This is a genomic window from Mesorhizobium sp. P3_A9 (assembly GCF_056402975.1).
Window position 1 is genome coordinate 1 of record NZ_JBFUGJ010000689.1, and the last position, 1259, is coordinate 1259.

A 1259-nucleotide genomic window follows, 5' to 3' on the forward strand; every position below is an offset into this window, starting at 1 on the left:
GAAAAAAGCCAATGGTGGCAATCGCTGCCGTCATGCGAAAGATCATCGTTACCCTAAATGCAAGACTAAGGGACGCCGCCATTTCTCAGAGTTGATGACGAAGTCGCCCAGGTCTGCGGCAAATTGTCGAGGCCTAGCAAGAATGACGGTGCGCTCACGCCACCTTGGCCATTTCCCGCAGCCGGAATTTCTGGATCTTACCGGTCGAGGTCTTTGGTATCTCCGCGAAAATCACCGCTTTCGGCACTTTGAAGCGGGCAAGCAGCGCGCGGCAGTGCTCGATGATCTCGGCCTCGCTCGCCGCCTTGCCGGGCTTCAGCTCGACATAGGCAACCGGCACCTCGCCCCATTTGTCGTCCGCGCGGGCAACCACACCGCATGACGCCACCGCCGGGTGTTTGTAGAGCGCATCCTCGACCTCGATCGACGAAATGTTCTCGCCACCGGAGATGATGATGTCCTTGGAGCGGTCCTTGAGCTGGATGTAGCCGTCGGGATGCATGACGCCGAGATCGCCGGAATGGAACCAGCCGCCGGCGAAGGCTTCGTCGCTTGCCTTGCGATTCCTGAGATAGCCCTTCATGACGATGTTGCCGCGGAACATGACCTCGCCGATCGTCTCGCCGTCGGCCGGCGTCGCCTGCATCGTCTCGGGGTCCATGATGGTAAGCCCTTCAAGCGCGGCGTAGCGCACGCCCTGCCGCGCCTTCTTGGCGCTGCGCTCGCCCTTTGCGAGACTGTCCCATTCGCTGTGCCATTCGTTGACCACGGCCGGGCCATAGGTCTCGGTCAGGCCATAGAGATGGGTGACGGCAAAGCCGGCATCGGCCATGCCCGACAGCACGGCTTCGGGCGGCGGCGCGGCCGCGGTGTTGAAGGTCACAGTCTGCGCGAACGTTCGCTTGTCCTCGTCCTTCGCGTTGATCAGCACCGACATCACGACCGGTGCTCCGCACAGATGGGTGACGCCTTGATCGGCGATGGCATCGTAGATCGGCTTCGGCCGCACCCAGCGCAGGCAGACATGGGTGCCGGCCTGGACGGCGAGCGTCCAGGGRAAGCACCATCCGTTGCAGTGGAACATCGGCAGCGTCCASAGATAGACSGCGTGCTTGGCCATGCCGGCATGGATGGTGTTGGTGTAGGCCATCAGGGCSGCACCGCGATGRTGRTAGACGACRCCCTTSGGATTGCCYGTCGTGCCYGAGGTGTAGTTGAGCGAGATGGCGTCCCATTCGTCGTCSGGCATCGACCAGGCG

Annotated in this window: 1 protein-coding gene; it reads right to left on the reverse strand. The window is 62.3% G+C overall.

Annotated features, from left to right (window positions below; translation table 11 throughout):
• Window positions 1-154: 154 nt before the first annotated feature.
• A partial coding sequence (locus AC1DX0_RS36025; protein WP_477359283.1) for an AMP-binding protein occupies window positions 155-1259 on the reverse strand: 1105 nt, incomplete at its 5' end.